This is a genomic window from Methylocystis sp., from assembly GCF_051061285.1.
GTDB lineage: Bacteria > Pseudomonadota > Alphaproteobacteria > Rhizobiales > Beijerinckiaceae > Methylocystis.
Genome location: NZ_JBPFEA010000024.1, coordinates 39,675 through 55,586 on the forward strand (window position 1 = coordinate 39,675; position 15,912 = coordinate 55,586).

A 15,912-nucleotide genomic window follows, 5' to 3' on the forward strand; every position below is an offset into this window, starting at 1 on the left:
AAAAACTAATGATCGGCGATTTCGCCAGCTTCGCCGCAAGGCGTCAACGCCTTCCGCCCTTTGCGCCTGTCCGGGATCGTACCTGTCGGCAAACGGTCGACGTCGGCCTCGCGTTGTTCTGTCGGCGCCGGCGCCTCACGTTGCGGCGCCGCCTTGGCAAGGCCGCGCCGCTCGGCTTCCGCGCCCCGGGAAAGGCCTGCGGGCGCCAACGCTTCGGGAGGCTCAAACATATTTGAGAGCAGCTTGGCGCCGAGCACGCTGCACAAACAAGCGGCGATCGACAGCGCCGCGAGACTCCAGACGCCCGCCGGAAGGCCGGCGCGGGGTTGGCTTAAACGGCGATGCTCGAGGGGTCGACGCACTTGAATGCCTGAAGGTTAGCGGTGTGACGCTAATCTAGCGGAGGTGAATTTTTTATTGATGCGGCTTTCGACAAAACTCGGCGACGACGCGTCGCGCGACCCCTTGCCAAGCCGCAGGGAAAGCTCAAAACTAGCGATGTTCTTGATTTCCCTCACCGTGGAAATGGCCCAGATTCTGCGAGTCGACCCTAAAAGAACCACTGTGCCGACCTACATGAAAAGGATCGAAAGGGTGAAGACGTGGCGGCGGAGGATTTAACGCTAGCGATGGCGGCTAGTGCGCCGCGAGCGGCCAAGGAGCCGCGCAAGGGAGGCGACGTCGGTCCCGGGGCCGGAACCGCGCTCGTCACGCGAACGCGTCCTCAGACGCGCAAGCCCAATATGTATCGGGTGCTTTTGTTGAACGACGACTACACGACCCAGGAGTTCGTGGTGATCGTGCTGCGGAAATATTTCAACAAATCGGTGGAGGAAGCCACGCGCATCATGCTCCACGTCCACAATCACGGCGTCGGCGAATGCGGCGTTTACACCTATGAGGTCGCTGAGACCAAAGTCACCCAGGTCATGGATTTTGCAAGGAAGCATCAGCATCCTCTGCAATGCATCATGGAAAAGAAATAGGACGAGCGCATGCCGACCTTCTCGCGCAATCTCAAGCAGACCCTCGACCGTGCGCTCGCGTCCGCCCGCGAGCGGCGCCATGAATATGCGACGCTCGAGCACCTCCTGCTGAGTCTCGTCGAGGACGTCGACGCGTCGGCGGTGCTCCGCGCCTGTTCGGTGGATCTCGACGTCCTGACCAAGAATTTGCGGGACTACATCGATCGCGAACTCGACAACCTCGTCAACGAAGACGCGGATGAATGCAAGCCGACCGCCGGGTTCCAGCGGGTCGTGCAGCGGGCGATTATCAGCGTCCAATCGTCCGGCCGCGAAGACGTCAGCGGGGCCAATGTTCTAGTCGCGCTGTTCGCCGAGCGCGAAAGCCACGCCGTCTATTTCCTGCAGGAGCAGGACATGACGCGCTATGACGCCGTCAATTTCATCAGCCATGGCATCGCCAAGCGTCCCGGGCTTTCGGACGCCAGCCGGAGTCCGCGCGGCGTCGAGGAAGACGGCGAGCGCAGCGAAGGCCGCGAGGGCCGCGACGGCGAGAGCCGCAAGAAGGAAGGCGCGCTCGAGGCCTATTGCGTCAATCTCAACAGGAAGGCGCGCGACGGCCGAATCGACCCGCTGATCGGCCGCGAGCCGGAAGTGCTGCGCACGATTCAGGTTCTGTGCCGCCGGCAAAAGAATAATCCCCTGCTCGTCGGCGATCCCGGCGTCGGCAAGACGGCAATCGCCGAAGGCCTTGCGCGTAAGATCGTCTCGAACGAGGTGCCCGAAGTTCTCGCCGGGGCGACGGTGTTCGCGCTCGACATGGGCGCGCTGCTCGCCGGCACGCGCTATCGCGGCGACTTCGAAGAACGCCTGAAGCAGGTCGTGAAGGAAATCGAGAATCACAAGAACGCGATTCTCTTCATCGACGAGATCCATACGGTGATTGGCGCGGGCGCCACCTCGGGCGGCGCGATGGACGCCTCGAACCTTCTAAAGCCCGCGCTGGCGCAGGGGGTGCTGCGCTGCATCGGCTCGACGACCTACAAGGAATACCGGCAGTATTTCGAGAAGGATCGCGCACTCGTTCGGCGCTTCCAGAAGATCGACGTCAACGAACCCTCGATCCCCGATGCGATCGAAATCGTGAAGGGACTCAAGCCCTATTTCGAGGAGTTCCATAAGATTCGCTACACCAACGACGCGCTGAAGGCGGCGGTGGAGCTCTCGGCGCGTTACATTCATGACCGCAAGCTGCCGGACAAGGCGATCGACGTGATCGACGAAACCGGCGCGGCGCAGATGCTGGTCGCGGAAAACAAGCGCAAAAAGACCATCGGACTGAAAGAGATCGAAACGACGATCGCCACCATGGCGCGCGTGCCGCCGAAGACCGTCTCCAAGGACGACGCCGAAGTTCTCGCGCATCTCGATGAGACGCTGCGGCGCGTCGTCTACGGGCAGGATAAGGCGATCTCGGCGCTGACGTCGGCGATCAAACTGGCGCGGGCGGGTCTGCGCGATCAAGAGAAGCCGATCGGCTGCTATCTCTTCTCCGGACCGACCGGCGTCGGCAAGACGGAAGCCGCGCGCCAGCTGGCGACCTCGCTCGGCATCGAGCTCGTGCGCTTCGACATGTCGGAATATATGGAGCGCCATACGGTGAGCCGGCTGATCGGCGCGCCTCCCGGCTATGTCGGCTTTGATCAGGGCGGACTGCTGACCGACGCCATCGACCAGCATCCGCATTGCGTGCTGCTGCTCGACGAGATCGAGAAGGCGCATCCCGATCTCTACAACATCCTGCTGCAGGTGATGGACCACGGGAAGCTGACCGATCACAACGGCAAGACGATCGACTTCCGCAACGTCATCCTCATCATGACGACGAACGCCGGCGCGCAGGATCTTGCCCGCACGCCGATCGGCTTTACACGCACGCGCCGCGATCTCGACGACAGCGAAGCGATCAATCGGCTTTTCGCGCCGGAGTTCCGCAATCGTCTCGACGCCATCGTGCCTTTCGGTCATCTGCCGGTCGACGTCATCAAGCGCGTCGTCGACAAATTCATTATGCAGCTCGAAGCGCAGCTTGCCGACCGCAATGTCACGATCGAGCTCACCGATGAAGCCCGCAGCTGGCTCGTCGAGCATGGCTATGACGAATCGATGGGCGCGCGGCCGATGTCGCGGGTCATCCACCAGCACATCAAGACGCCGCTCGCCGACGAGGTGCTGTTCGGCCGCCTGAAGAACGGCGGCGCTGTGCGCGTCGTCGTCGTCGGCGACGACACCGGAGCGAAGTCGCTGGGCTTCGTCTTCCCGGAGGGTCCGGTGTTGCCGCGGCCTGAGCGCGACATCTTCGAGGCCGGCAAGAAGCGCGCCGCGGAGGAAGCCGCATCGGGAGATGACGCGGCGATTCGCGCTGCGGATGCGGAACGCGACGAACGTTCGGCGCCGTTGAAGAGCTAAACGCCGAACGGGCGCGCGCCGCGCAACAAACATGGGCCGCTTCGCATGCGCTGCGAGGCGGCTCCTGCTTTTTTGAGGAGAAGGCGTGGCGGCGGCGCTTCTGTGAGGGACCTTAAAGCGAACGGGCTTTCTTAGGTTTCGCCGGCGCCGCCGCAGATGGTTTTCGCGCCATCGCTTCGGCGAGATAGCGCCCCGTGTGGCTGCGCGTTTCCTTGATGATCTGAGACGGCGGTCCGGTCGCGACGATCTCGCCGCCGCCGTCGCCGCCCTCCGGTCCCATGTCGATGATCCAGTCCGCCGTCTTGATGACTTCGAGATTGTGCTCGATCACGACCACCGTATTGCCCTGCTCGACGAGTTCATGCAGCACTTCGAGCAGCTTGGCGACGTCATGGAAATGCAGACCCGTCGTCGGCTCGTCGAGAATATAGAGCGTGCGGCCGGTCGAGCGGCGCGACAGCTCCTTGGAGAGCTTGACGCGCTGGGCCTCGCCGCCCGACAGCGTCGTCGCCTGCTGGCCGACATGGATGTAATCGAGACCGACGCGTTTCAAGGTTTCCATCTTGTCACGAATCGACGGCACCGCCTTGAACAGATTCGCCGCCTCCTCGACCGTCATGTCGAGCACGTCGGCGATGGACTTTTCGCGATATTTCACTTCCAGCGTCTCGCGATCGTAACGCTTCCCCTTGCACACGTCGCAGGTGACGTAAACGTCGGGGAGAAAGTGCATCTCGATTTTGATGACGCCGTCGCCCTGGCAGGCTTCGCAGCGGCCGCCCTTGACGTTGAAGGAGAAGCGTCCCGGCGCATAGCCGCGCGCCTTCGCCTCAGGGAGGCCCGCGAACCATTCGCGAATGGGCGTGAACGCGCCGGTATAGGTCGCCGGATTGGAGCGCGGCGTGCGGCCGATCGGCGACTGATCGATGTCGATGATCTTGTCGATCTGCTCGAGTCCTTCGAGGCGATCGAAGGGCGCCGGGTGCTCATGCGCGCCGGAAAGCCGCCGGGCTACGGCCTTGTAGAGCGTTTCGATGATCAGCGTCGACTTGCCGCCGCCCGAGACGCCGGTGACGCAGGTGAAGAGGCCAAGCGGCACGTCCGCCGTGACGTCCTTGAGATTATTGCCGCGCGCGCCGAAGAGCTTGAGCCAACGCCCGGCCGTCGGCTTGCGCAGCTTGTGACGAAGGATCACCTGCTTCTCGCCGGTCAGATATTGCCCGGTGAGCGAAGCCGGATCGTCCATGATCTCCTGCGGCGTCCCTTGCGCGACGATTTTGCCGCCGTGAATGCCGGCGCCGGGTCCGACATCGACGACATAGTCCGCGGCGAGAATCGCGTCCTCGTCGTGCTCGACGACGATGACGCTATTGCCGAGATTGCGCAGCCGCCGCAGCGTGTCGAGCAGCCGGTCATTGTCGCGCTGATGCAGCCCGATCGACGGTTCGTCCAGCACATAGAGAACGCCGGTCAGTCCCGAGCCGATCTGCGACGCAAGGCGGATCCGCTGGCTTTCGCCGCCCGACAGCGAGCCTGAATTGCGCGACAGCGTCAGATAGTCGAGGCCGACGTCGACGAGAAAGTTTAGCCGGTCGCGAATTTCCTTCAAGATGCGGAAGGCGATTTCATTGCGCTTCTTGTCGAGCGCGTCGGGCAGCGCGCGAAACCAGTCGAGCGCGGCGCGCACGGAAAGCTCCGAGACTTCGCCGATATGTTTGCGCGCGACTTTGACGGCGAGCGCTTCGGGCTTCAAGCGAAAGCCTTCGCATGCAAGGCACGGCGTCGCCGACATATAGCGGCCGATCTCGTCGCGCGCCCATTCGCTGTCGGTTTCGAGATAGCGCCGCTCGAGATTGATGACGACGCCTTCGAAGGGCTTCTTGACGTCATAGGCGCGAAAGCCGTCGTCATAGGAGAAGCGGATCTCCTCCTCGCCCGAGCCGTAGAGAATGACGTTTCGCGCCTTGTCGGAAAGCGTCTCCCACGGGACGTCGAGCCGAAACTTGTAATGCTTGCCGAGCGCTTCGAGCGTCTGCTGATAATAGGGCGAAGTTGATTTCGCCCAGGGCGCGATCGCGCCTTTGCGCAGCGTCAGCTTCGGATTGGGCGCGACGAGGTCGGCGTCGACCTTCTGTTCATGGCCGATGCCGCCGCAGACCGGACAGGCGCCGAAGGGATTGTTGAAGGAAAACAGCCGCGGCTCGATCTCCGGGATGGTGAAGCCCGACACCGGACAGGCGAATTTCGACGAAAACAAAATGTGATGCGGGGCGTAATGCATCGAGACGTTCGCCGCCGCTTGCACGGGCGCGAGCAGAACATTCTGGCCCTTTGGCGCGTCGGCGAATTCGACGACGGCGAGGCCGCCCGACAAATCGAGCGCGGTCTCAAAACTGTCGGCCAGCCTCGCGCTCATGTCGGGACGCACGACGATGCGATCGACCACGACATCGATGTCGTGCTTCAACTTCTTGTCGAGCGCCGGCGGGTCGGCGATCTCATGATAGGCGCCGTCGATCTTGAGTCGCTGGAAGCCCTTTTTCGTATATTCGGCGATCTCCTTTCGGTATTCGCCTTTGCGGCCGCGCACGACCGGCGCGAGCAGATAGAGCCGCGAGCCTTCAGGAAGCGCCAACACGCGATCGACCATCTGCGAGACGGTCTGGCTCTCGATCGGCAGCCCTGTCGCCGGCGAATAGGGCACGCCGACTCGCGCCCAGAGCAGACGCATATAGTCGTGAATCTCGGTGACCGTGCCGACGGTCGAGCGGGGGTTTTTGGACGTCGTCTTCTGTTCGATGGAGATCGCCGGCGACAGCCCGTCGATCTGATCGACGTCGGGCTTCTGCATGATCTCCAGAAATTGCCGCGCATAGGCCGACAGCGACTCGACATAGCGGCGCTGGCCTTCGGCATAGATGGTGTCGAAGGCGAGCGACGACTTGCCCGAGCCGGACAAGCCCGTGAACACCACCAGCTTATCGCGCGGAATCGTCAGATCGACGTTCTTGAGATTATGTTCGCGCGCGCCGCGGATGGAGATGGATTTGGAGTCGCTAGGCTTAATTGATGCGCCCGCTCGCGCGTCCTTTTGCTTGATGGTCGCCATTCACAAAGGCCGGAAGGAGAGTGGAAGCGTCATTTAGGCGCTGAGCAAGGCAAATGCCACGCGCCGCCGCATAAATCCATTGAAGCTTATCCGATGCTCGATCAGCCCCCTTGCATGCCGGTCTTGATATCGCGCCAGCACAGCGATATCATTGATATCAAACTCGGAGCCTGACGTGCCTGACATACTGTTGAGAAACGTTCCCCCGGAAATGAAGCGCCAGATCGAGGATCTGGCGCACGGGCATAAGCGCAGCATTTCGAGCCAGGCGAAAGTGTTGCTTGAACGCGCTTTGTCTCAGGCTATCCGGCCAGAACGCGCCCGAGGGGCCGGAGGACTTGGAACGCGGCTCAAAAGTCTCGTGTCGCAAGAGGATTGGACGGACGACTTCATTCCGCCGCGCGATCACAGCGACCGCGCGCCGCCGGATTTCGAATGATCCTGCTCGACACGAATATCGTCTCCGAAATGATCAAGCCGACGGGCGACGCCAATGTGCGCCGCTGGATGGATTCTTTCGCCGATATCGACTTCTTCATCGCCGCGCCGATCGTCGCCGAACTTCGTTTCGGCCTGGCGTTGTTGCCCGACGGCCGCAAGAAGGAGGCGCTGACCAGGGCTTGCGATATGATCGAAGCGGAGATTTTCGCCGGCCGGATACTCACCTTCGATCAACGCGCGGCGCATGCCTTCGCGCGGCTGCGGGCGAAGCGGCAGGCGCTCGGCAAACCGCTCAATGTCATGGACGCGCTGGTCGCGAGCATCGCCTCGGCGCACGCCATGACTCTCGCGACGCGCAACGTCGCGGATTTCGTCGATCTCGACATCGCCGTCGTCAATCCGTTCGAAGCGCGCTAGCGATACGCTTTGGAAATCCCCGCCGTCATTGCGAGGAGGCGCAGCCGACGAAGCAATCCAAAGGCGGCGGCGGACGGCTGGATTGCTTCGCTTCGCTCGCAATGACGGGCGGTTTTGACGCGAAAGGTGATACTAAAGTATGCGTTGCTCCCGTTACGCGCGGCAGGCGCCAATACCCTCATGACCGCCAATCCCTCCGCCACCCGCAAACCCCTTTACCGCCATCTCTATGTCCAGGTGCTCGCGGCGATTGCGCTGGGCGCGCTGTTTGGCGGGCTGGCGCCCGAGGCCGCCGCGCAGGACTGGGTGAAGGCGCTCGGCGACGGCTTCGTCAAGCTCATCAAGATGGCCATCGCGCCGATCATCTTCTGCACGGTCGTCTCCGGCGTCGCCCATATCGAGGACGCGCGCAAAGTCGGCCGCGTCGGTCTGAAGGCGCTCCTTTATTTCGAGATCGTCTCCACCTTCGCCCTCGCGCTTGGCCTGCTGATTGGAAATCTTGCGCAGGTCGGCGCTGGCTTCGCCGGAAAACCCGACCCTTCCGCCATCGCCAAATATACGGCGCTCGCGGAAAAGCGCGGCGGCGTCGATTTTCTACTCGACATCATTCCCGACAGCGCGATCGGCGCCTTCGCCAAGGGCGACATTCTGCAAGTCTTGCTGTTCTCGCTGCTCTTCGGCTTCGCGCTCTTAGCGCTCGGCGAGCGCGGCCGGGCGCTGCGGGTGATCATCGACGACGTCGGCCACGCCATGTTCGGCGTCATCGCCATCATCATGAAAGCCGCGCCGATCGGCGCCTTCGGCGCCATGGCCTATACGGTGGCGAAATACGGCTCAGCCGCACTTCTGTCGCTCGCCGGACTCGTCGGGCTGTTCTATCTCACGGCCGGGCTCTTCGTCGTCTTCGTGCTGGGCCTCATCGCGCGCGCGGCCGGCTTCAACATCTTCAGCCTTATCGCCTATTTGCGCGACGAGCTGCTCATCGTGCTTGGCACATCCTCATCGGAGAGCGCCCTGCCCGCTCTGATGGAGAAGCTGCAATGGCTCGGCTGCTCGAAGTCGGTCGTCGGACTCGTCGTGCCGACCGGCTATTCCTTCAATCTCGACGGCACCAACATCTATATGACGCTGACGACGCTGTTCATCGCGCGCGCGATGGGCGTCGAGCTTGATCTGTCGCATCAGGCGACCATCCTCATCGTCGCAATGCTGACGTCGAAAGGCGCGAGCGGCGTTTCCGGCGCGGGGTTCATTACTCTGGCGGCGACCTTGATGGCGGTCGATCCGCAGCTGGCGCCGGGCATGTCGCTTGTGCTCGGCGTCGATAAATTCATGAGCGAGTGCCGCGCCTTGACGAATTTTATTGGCAATGGCGTCGCCACCATCGTGGTCGCCGCCTGGGAGGGCGAGCTGGATCGCGCGCGGCTGACGGCGGGGCTCGCACGCAAAATCGATCCTTCCGATGTCGCGATCGGCGTCACGACGGAGTGAGGCCGGGCGCCCGCAGGCGCTAAGCTTAGGAAAAGAGAACAAAATTCCGCTGTGCTTGCGCGGTGTTGCGACCGGTGCTAGAACAAAAAATGAACATCTGAGGTCGCGTCGTGGCGCGCGCACATCATCTGTGGACAAGCCAAGCCGGCGCGCCCCAGGAGCGGCCTTTGCACTAGAGTGCCACGCGTCAAGCAAGCGGAGAGCGACATGGCGGGCAGCGTCAATAAAGTGATCCTGATCGGCAATCTCGGCCGCGATCCGGAGGTGCGGACGCTGCCGTCCGGCGATCGCGTCGTCTCCTTCTCGGTGGCGACCACCGAGTCCTGGCGCGACAAGAACACCGGCGAGCGCAAAGATCGGACCGAGTGGCACAATGTGTCGATCTTCAACGAAAATCTCGGGAAGATCGCCGAGCAATACTGCCGCAAGGGCTCCAAGATCTATCTCGAGGGCCAGCTGCAGACCCGCGAATACACCGACAAGGACGGCAATCAGCGCAAGGCGACCGATGTCGTGCTGCAGCGTTTCCGCGGCGAACTGACTCTGCTCGACAGCAAGGGCGGACGCAGCGAGGGCGACTATGACAGCGGCTATAGCCAGAGCGGCGGATCCTTTGGCCGCTCCTCGCCGATGGAGCGCGGTCCCGGCGAGCGGCGTCCCGCCCCGGCCGGCAAGCTCTCCGACCAACTCGACGACGACATTCCCTTCTGATCCCAGACGCACCGCGCGCTCGCTTAAGACCGCCCGCGCGACGCATATTCGAGGATGATGTCAGCCGCCCGAGCGCTCGGCGTCTGGCCTGCCTCGAGCAGGCGCGCGCGGACGCGCTGGAAGGCCGCGAGTTGCGCTTCGCGCGCGGCGCTCTCGCGCAAGAGCGGCCTCAGCGCCTCGGCGAGCCCGCGCGGCGTCGCGGCCTCCTGCAGGAATTCCGGCACAATATTCTCGCCGATGATGAGATTGGGCAGCACGATCGATTCCACTTTGACGAGAAAGCGCAGCAGCGATTCGGCGCGCGAGACCTTATAGGCGACCGCCATGGGAACTCCGGCGAGCGCCAGCTCCAGCGTCGCGACGCCGGACGTGACAAGCGCGGCGCGCGCATGTCGGAAGGCGGCGAATTTCTCATCCTGGCCGATCAGACGCGGCGTCAGCGGCCACCCCCGCAGTTCGCGTCGCAAGGTCTTCTCAACATTCGGCGCGACAGGAATGACGACCTCGAAGTCGGCGCGTTCGCGCAAAAGCAGTTCGAGCGCCTCGCCGTAGATCGGCGTCATGCGCCGCACTTCCGCCAGACGCGAGCCGGGCAGAACGAGCAGCGACCGCGCCGCGCCGCGATCGTGAGACGGCCGCGTCAGCTCGTCGAGCCGCTCGACGAGCGGATGGCCGACATAGACGCATCGCGGGCCGCCGAGGCGAACATGCGCCTGCGGCTCGAAGGGCAGCAGCGCCAGCAGGCAATCGACATAATCACGCATCGCGGGCGCGCGGCCGGGCCGCCACGCCCATACGGTCGGGCTGACGTAATCAACGATCGGCAGGTCAGGTCGGGCGGCCCGCACCCGGCGCGCGACGCGATGGGTAAAATCCGGCGCGTCGATGATGACGAGACAATCCGGCGCCTCATCGACGACCGCGCGCGCCGTCTGTGCGATGCGCCGGACAAGACGCGGCAGCCGCGCCAAGACGGGAACGAGGCCCATCACCGCGATGTCTTCGAGCGGAAACAGTGACGCGAGGCCCTCCCGCGCCATCGCCTCGCCCCCGACGCCGGAAAAAACGGTCTCCGGACGCGCGGCGCGCAAAGCCCGCATCAGCGCCGCGCCGAGCTGATCGCCAGAGGCTTCGCCGGCGATAAGGAAGATGCGCGGCGCGCTCACGGCGATTCAGCGCGCGCGCGAGGCGCGCACAGCGGCCGCGTCGAGGGCGCGCGCAGAAATTCGATGATCGCCGCAATGTCTGCGTCGCCGGCGAAATCTCGTGACAGACCGTCGATGCGTTCGCTCAGCGCGCGCGCCTCTCGCGCGAAGAGCAGACGATACGCCCGGCGCAGCCGCTCGATGCGCTCCGGCGCGAAACCGCGCCGCTGCAGGCCGATGCGGTTGAGGCCGAACAGATGGGCGCGGTTGCCCGACGCAAGCGCGAAGGGAATGATGTCGCCTTCGACGCCGGAGAGGCCGCCTACGAAGGCATGCGCGCCGATACGCACATTCTGATGCACCGCCGTCGCGCCGCCGATCATCGCATGGTCCCCAATCTCGACGTGGCCGCCCAGCAGAACCTGATTGGACAATATCACGTCGTCGCCCAGCCGACAGTCGTGAGCGACGTGCGAAGCGGCAAGAAATACGCAGCGCGCCCCAATACGCGTGCCCTCCCCCGCGCCTGCATTGATCGTCACGCCTTCGCGAATGACGCAATCGTCGCCGATCGTCAGCGCGCCCTGCGCGAGCGCAGCCTTGATATCCTGCGACGGCAGTCCCACGGCGGCGAAGGGGAAAATCCGGGCGCGCGCGCCGATCCGCGTTCGCCCGCCGACGACGACATGGGAGAGGAGAGTCGCGCCGTCGCCGATCTCGACTCCGGCGCCGATATGGCAAAACGGGCCGATGGCGACGCCGGCGCCAAGCCGCGCGCCGTCTTCGACGACACAGGACGGATGAACCGAAGGGTTCAATGTCGCACTCGCCGCGCCGGCGCTAGAGCGCGTTGCGAAAAAGTGGGAACCGGTTTTTCGCATAGAGCGCGCTCTAAACTTTGGGAATCGATCACGTTATCTGCATTTGGGCGATTCCGCCCAAATGCAGCGTGATCTAGGCGCCCATCATGACGCTGATCTGCGCCTCGCAGACCAGCGCGCCGTCGACCATCGCGCGCCCAGAATACCACCAGATATTTCGCTTCTGCGCGGTTTTGGCCATGTGGAATTCGACGCGGTCGCCGGGCGTCACCGGCTTGCGGAATTTCGCATTGTCGATCGTGACGAAATAAACCAGACGCGCCCGGTCCGCGCCTTTCAGCGCGCGGAGAGCGATGACTCCGGCGGTCTGCGCCATCGCCTCGATGAGCAGGACGCCGGGCATGATCGGACGCTCGGGAAAGTGCCCCTGAAACTGCGGCTCATTGACCGTGACGTTCTTCACGCCGACGCATGATTCGTCTCCGCGGATGTCGAAGATGCGATCGACGAGCAAGAACGGATAACGATGCGGCAGTTGGCTCATGATCTGCAAAATGTCGGCGCTCTCCAGAGTCGCGCCGGCCGCGGCCTCGGGCATTTCTTCCTCCCTCTCGAGGGCATGGCGAGCGCCATCCCTTTTGTTTTGCTTGTTACTCGCTTGTCTTACGTCGGCTTGTCCCTGCGCGCGAGTCGGTCGAGCAGCGCCGCGCCGCGCAAGAACCGCCGCAACGGTCGCGCTGGCGCGCCGCCGACTCGCGCCCCGGCCGGCAGGTCGCGCATCACCCCGGATTTGGCCGCAACCGCTGCGCCTTCGCCGATTGTGAGGTGGCCGGCGACGGCGGATTGTCCGCCCAGCGCGACGAAATCGCCGATCTCGCAGGAACCGGCGACGCCCGATTGGGCGACGATGGCGCAAAAACGGCCGATCACCACATTGTGGCCGATCTGCACGAGATTATCGATTTTCGTTCCCTCGCCGATAATCGTGTCGCGCGACGCGCCGCGATCAATCGTCGTATTGGCGCCGATCTCAACATCGTCCTGCACGATCACCCGACCGACCTGCGGCGTCTTGAGATAACCTTCGCGCGTCGGCGCGAAGCCGAAGCCGTCCTGCCCAAGCCGCGCCCCCGGGTGGATGACGACGCGGTCGCCGATCAGCGCATGCGTGAGGCTTGCATGCGCGCCAATCGAACAGTCGCGGCCGATGCGCACATTCGGACCGATCACCGCCTGCGGCCCGACAATCGTTCCGGCGCCGATCTCGGCGCCCGGCCCGATCACGGCGCCGGGATCAACAATCACGCCGGGTTCGAGTCGCGCCTGCGGATGCACCGCCGCTCCCGGAGAAACGCCGCTGGATTGGAATAAGGAGCCGGGCCGCAACGCCTCCGGAAAGAGATGCGCCGCCGCGAGCGTCATGGCGCGCTGCGGATCGTCGACGAGAAGCGCGACGACGGCGTTCGGCAGCAGATCAAGATGGCGCTCGCGCAGGAAGCAGGCGGTCGCTCGGCATTCCGAGAGCGCCTTACGATAGCGCGGGTTGTCGTAGAAGCAGAGGTCGCCCGGCCTGCTCCAATCGAGCGGCGCGACGCTAATGATGAGCGGCGGCGGCGCAAGCTCGCCTCGCGCGGGCGCGCCGTCAGGGCCGCCGCGAATTTCTGCGCCGGCGATCTGCGCAATCTCGCTCAAAGGCGCGGGCCGCGCCAACGGAAAGAATGCCGCTGCGCTCACGCTGCAAGGACCTGTGTGGCAGCCCACGCCGGCCCTTGAGCCGTCCGCCGGGCGTGGTTCGCCCGGCGATCGTCTCTGATCATTAGAAGTTGGTGCCGCCGCTGAAGCGGAAGTTCTGCGTGATGTCGCCATAGACCTTCGAGGTCACGACGGCGTAATCGAAGCGGATTGGTCCCATCGGCGAATTCCACAGCACCGAGGCGCCGACTGACGAGCGGATCGCGAATTTGTTCGCGATCGGCACCACGCAATTGCCCTGGCCGAAGCCCGCCTGCTCCGTATAGGCGCCGATGCAGGTCACGCCGGGAATTGTCGGCATATTGTTGGCGTAGTTCGTCCGGCCGCTGAAATTCCACAGCGAACCGGCGTCGGCGAAGAGCGCGCCTCTCAGCCCGAGATCCTTCGGCAGGTACCAGAACGGGAACTGCACTTCGAGCGACCCGCCGACATAGTTGGAGCCGCCCAGCGAGTTGCCGCGGTTGTTGTTGAAGCTCGTCAGAATGTTCGAATCGCGCGGGCCGATGCCGCCCGGCGCGAAGCCGCGCACCAGGCTGGGGCCGAGGTTGAAGTTGTCTTGAATACGCGGCTTGTAGCCGCCGAAGGTCGACAGATCGCCGCCCTGCAGACGGGCGATGCCGACCACGTCGTCGAGATAGGGAATCTCGCGGAAGTAGCGGATGTCGCCGGTCGTGCGCAGGTAGCGCGTTCCGCCGCCCAAACCCGCCACGTCCTGATTGAGCGAGGCCAGCCAACCATTATGGGGGTTCTTGAAGTTGTCGATGGTGCTGTAGTTCAGCGAATAGCCGACGAGCGACGTCAGCAGCCCTCCCTGCGACGACTTGATCGCGAGCGAGGCTTCGCCGTTCGATTGGCAGTTGACCAGGAGGTTCGGATAGCCGACAGACTGCGGATAGAACGGACTGAAGCCAGGCGTGTAGCCAAACACCGGCACCAAACAGTCGTTGTAAGGACGATTCTTGTCGTTCGGGATTGAGATCGTCGTCTGATAGACCGAATAGTGCGGCGAGAAGCTGAGCTCTTCGGTGATCGGTATGCCGAAGCGCAACGTGCCGCCGTAGGACGTCGAACTGTAGATCGAGTAGTTATAAGCGTCCTGTCGACGCACGAAGACGTCGAAGCCGGCGGCGATGCGCTGGTCGAGGAAATAAGGCTCGGTGAAGCTGAACGTCACGCCGCGGGCGATCTGGCCGCCCTGCACCGAAAGGCGAACCGCTTGGCCGCGACCCATGAAGTTGCTTTCCGACACGGACACTTCGGCGATGAAGCCCTGGTTGGTCGAATAACCGCCAGAGATGCCGAAGTTGCCGGTGGGCTGGTCCTCGACGTCGACGTTCAGGATCACGCGGTCCGGCGCCGAGCCCGGCTCATTGGTGATTTTCACCTTTTTGAAATAGCCGAGGCCATTCAGCCGGCGTTCGGCGCGGTCGATCAGGACGCGGTTATAGGCGTCGCCCTCGCCGATATCGAACTCGCGGCGAATGACATAGTCTCGCGTGCGCGTATTGCCGCGAATGTTGATGCGTTCGATATAGACCCGAGGTCCTTCCTCGAGCAGGAACTGGATCGCGACCGTCTGATCGGCCGGATTGCGTTCGCCGCGCGGGCGCGCCTGGGTGAAGGCGTAGCCCCGCTTGGCGATTTCGCGCGTCAAAGCTTCGACGGTCTTCTCGACCGCGTCGCCGTTGTAGACGTCGCCCGGCGCAAGCCGCAGCAAATCATTCAACGCGGCGCCGTCGACGTCGGGCAGATGTGATTCGACGCCGACGGACGACACGCGATACTGCGGGCCTTCGTTCACGACGATGGTGATGATGTAGCCGGCGACCGTCGGATCGAACTGCACGTCGGAGCTGATCACGCGGAAATCGGCATAGCCGTTCTTGAGATAGAATCGACGAATGAGTTCGAGGTCCGCGGCGATGCGGTCGGGATCATAAACGTCGCTTGTCTTGAGGAACGACAGGAAGTTCATTTCCGTCGTCTCCATCATGCCGACGAGACGGCGTGTGGAATAGACCTCATTGCCGATGAATCGGATCTCCTTAACGCCGGTCTTGTCGCCTTCAACGATGGTGAAGACCAGGTCGATCCGTCCGTTCGGCAGATCAACCGTCCGATAGCTCAATTTCGCCGCAGCGCGTCCCGACCGGCGATAGACTTCCGTCAATCGCGCGACGTCGGCCTCGGCCAGCTGCGGGTTGAAGGGCGTGTGGGCGCGCGAGCGCACCTGCTCCTGCAAGATGTCAGTCTTGACCTTGCTGTTGCCCTCGAACGCGACGCGATTGATGTCGGGCGCGGCGAACGCCGGAACGCTAAACGCCAGCAGAGCGGCCACAACCGCGAATAGGAACGATGATTTCCAAATGCCGCTGATTGAGCGCATATAGTGCAGTTCCTCGTCGCAACGTCGCCGCCCGGGCCGCGGCGCGAAACTCATGTAAATTCGCCGACGATCGGCGCTTCGCCAGCGTTGAGCGATTCTTTCTACAAGGTTTGCCCGACCCTGCAAATGCAGAATAAATGGTGTTTCCGCAATTTGTCGAAGGCGTGACGTTAAAGCCACGATTCATGGTCAGCGCATGATTAAG

13 protein-coding genes are annotated in these 15,912 nt (G+C 63.4%); 6 read left to right on the plus strand and 7 right to left on the minus strand.

The window, feature by feature from the left end; translation table 11 throughout:
• Positions 1–5 precede the first annotated feature (5 nt).
• The gene (locus ACR65T_RS07880; RefSeq protein ID WP_434495957.1) at positions 6–362 is read right to left on the minus strand and encodes a hypothetical protein; all 357 of its coding nucleotides are present in this window, start codon (positions 360–362) and stop codon (positions 6–8) included.
• A gap of 267 nt (positions 363–629) precedes the next feature.
• Between ACR65T_RS07880 and clpS the strand changes: the two genes are divergently transcribed.
• Together clpS and clpA are read left to right on the plus strand one after the other, a co-directional pair.
• The gene (gene clpS, locus ACR65T_RS07885; RefSeq protein ID WP_123175299.1) at positions 630–986 is read left to right on the plus strand and encodes an ATP-dependent Clp protease adapter ClpS; all 357 of its coding nucleotides are present in this window, start codon (positions 630–632) and stop codon (positions 984–986) included.
• A 9-nt stretch (positions 987–995) separates the two neighbouring features.
• Positions 996–3,434, plus strand: a complete 2,439-nt coding sequence (gene clpA / locus ACR65T_RS07890; protein ID WP_434495958.1) for an ATP-dependent Clp protease ATP-binding subunit ClpA — start codon at positions 996–998, stop codon at positions 3,432–3,434.
• Positions 3,435–3,546: 112 nt separating this feature from the next.
• Here the strand turns inward: clpA and uvrA are convergent, their stop codons facing one another.
• The gene (gene uvrA, locus ACR65T_RS07895) at positions 3,547–6,543 is read right to left on the minus strand and encodes an excinuclease ABC subunit UvrA (RefSeq protein ID WP_434495959.1); all 2,997 of its coding nucleotides are present in this window, start codon (positions 6,541–6,543) and stop codon (positions 3,547–3,549) included.
• Positions 6,544–6,718: 175 nt separating this feature from the next.
• On the opposite strand from uvrA, the gene ACR65T_RS07900 reads away from it, so the two are divergent.
• The 4 genes from ACR65T_RS07900 to ssb all read left to right on the plus strand — a co-directional run bounded on the left by ACR65T_RS07900 (position 6,719) and on the right by ssb (position 9,603).
• Complete coding sequence (locus tag ACR65T_RS07900; RefSeq protein ID WP_434495960.1) at positions 6,719–6,982, plus strand: hypothetical protein; 264 nt, start codon at positions 6,719–6,721, stop codon at positions 6,980–6,982.
• Positions 6,979–7,401 (plus strand): type II toxin-antitoxin system VapC family toxin, encoded by a 423-nt coding sequence (locus ACR65T_RS07905; protein ID WP_434495961.1) that lies wholly within the window; start codon positions 6,979–6,981, stop codon positions 7,399–7,401. Before ACR65T_RS07900 ends, ACR65T_RS07905 begins: the two co-directional genes overlap by 4 nt.
• A gap of 180 nt (positions 7,402–7,581) precedes the next feature.
• A complete protein-coding gene (dctA, locus tag ACR65T_RS07910; RefSeq protein WP_434495962.1) occupies positions 7,582–8,892 on the plus strand; it encodes a C4-dicarboxylate transporter DctA in 1,311 nt (436 codons plus the stop codon).
• Between the two features lie 207 nt (positions 8,893–9,099).
• Complete coding sequence (gene ssb, locus ACR65T_RS07915; protein WP_434495963.1) at positions 9,100–9,603, plus strand: single-stranded DNA-binding protein; 504 nt, start codon at positions 9,100–9,102, stop codon at positions 9,601–9,603.
• A 23-nt stretch (positions 9,604–9,626) separates the two neighbouring features.
• Here the strand turns inward: ssb and lpxB are convergent, their stop codons facing one another.
• The 5 genes from lpxB to bamA all read right to left on the minus strand — a co-directional run bounded on the left by lpxB (position 9,627) and on the right by bamA (position 15,707).
• Positions 9,627–10,769: a lipid-A-disaccharide synthase gene (lpxB, locus tag ACR65T_RS07920; protein ID WP_434495964.1), complete on the minus strand. Its 1,143-nt coding sequence runs from the start codon at positions 10,767–10,769 to the stop codon at positions 9,627–9,629.
• Entirely contained in the window at positions 10,766–11,566 is an 801-nt protein-coding gene (lpxA, locus tag ACR65T_RS07925; protein ID WP_434495965.1) for an acyl-ACP--UDP-N-acetylglucosamine O-acyltransferase, read from the minus strand. Before lpxA ends, lpxB begins: the two co-directional genes overlap by 4 nt.
• Before the next feature lie 136 nt (positions 11,567–11,702).
• The gene (gene fabZ / locus ACR65T_RS07930) at positions 11,703–12,167 is read right to left on the minus strand and encodes a 3-hydroxyacyl-ACP dehydratase FabZ (RefSeq protein WP_434491998.1); all 465 of its coding nucleotides are present in this window, start codon (positions 12,165–12,167) and stop codon (positions 11,703–11,705) included.
• A 65-nt stretch (positions 12,168–12,232) separates the two neighbouring features.
• On the minus strand, positions 12,233–13,303 hold the full coding sequence (gene lpxD, locus ACR65T_RS07935; protein WP_434495966.1) for a UDP-3-O-(3-hydroxymyristoyl)glucosamine N-acyltransferase: 1,071 nt from the start codon (positions 13,301–13,303) through the stop codon (positions 12,233–12,235).
• A gap of 82 nt (positions 13,304–13,385) precedes the next feature.
• Positions 13,386–15,707 carry an outer membrane protein assembly factor BamA gene (gene bamA, locus ACR65T_RS07940; protein WP_434495967.1) on the minus strand — a complete coding sequence of 774 codons (2,322 nt, stop codon included), beginning with the start codon at positions 15,705–15,707 and terminating at the stop codon, positions 13,386–13,388.
• Between the last annotated feature and the right edge of the window lie 205 nt (positions 15,708–15,912).

Bases quoted from the DNA above. Each gene is read 5' to 3' on its own strand.
- clpS (WP_123175299.1), top strand. From the start codon at position 630: ATGGCGGCTAGTGCGCCGCGAGCGGCCAAGGAGCCGCGCAAGGGAGGC.
- clpA (WP_434495958.1), top strand. From the start codon at position 996: ATGCCGACCTTCTCGCGCAATCTCAAGCAGACCCTCGACCGTGCGCTC.
- uvrA (WP_434495959.1), bottom strand. From the start codon at position 6,543: ATGGCGACCATCAAGCAAAAGGACGCGCGAGCGGGCGCATCAATTAAG.
- ACR65T_RS07905 (WP_434495961.1), top strand. From the start codon at position 6,979: ATGATCCTGCTCGACACGAATATCGTCTCCGAAATGATCAAGCCGACG.
- dctA (WP_434495962.1), top strand. From the start codon at position 7,582: ATGACCGCCAATCCCTCCGCCACCCGCAAACCCCTTTACCGCCATCTC.
- ssb (WP_434495963.1), top strand. From the start codon at position 9,100: ATGGCGGGCAGCGTCAATAAAGTGATCCTGATCGGCAATCTCGGCCGC.
- fabZ (WP_434491998.1), bottom strand. From the start codon at position 12,167: ATGCCCGAGGCCGCGGCCGGCGCGACTCTGGAGAGCGCCGACATTTTG.
- bamA (WP_434495967.1), bottom strand. From the start codon at position 15,707: ATGCGCTCAATCAGCGGCATTTGGAAATCATCGTTCCTATTCGCGGTT.